Origin of the sequence: [Clostridium] symbiosum ATCC 14940 (genome assembly GCF_000466485.1) — a bacterium.
Lineage (GTDB): Bacteria > Bacillota > Clostridia > Lachnospirales > Lachnospiraceae > Otoolea > Otoolea symbiosa.
Genome location: NZ_KE992826.1, coordinates 1 through 232 on the forward strand (window position 1 = coordinate 1; position 232 = coordinate 232).

The window sequence follows — 232 nt, forward strand, 5'->3', positions numbered from 1 at the left end:
GTCGAGGCTCGCGAGAGCCTTGTGGATCGAAATCAAGCAAATCAATCAGAAGAACCATGTCATAGTGGTCGAGGCTCGCGAGAGCCTTGTGGATCGAAATGAAACATTAAATTCAAACAACAACCAAGGTCAATGTCGAGGCTCGCGAGAGCCTTGTGGATCGAAATCAACTGTACGTGCATCCAAGATATCGTATTCGATGTCGAGGCTCGCGAGAGCCTTGTGGATCGAA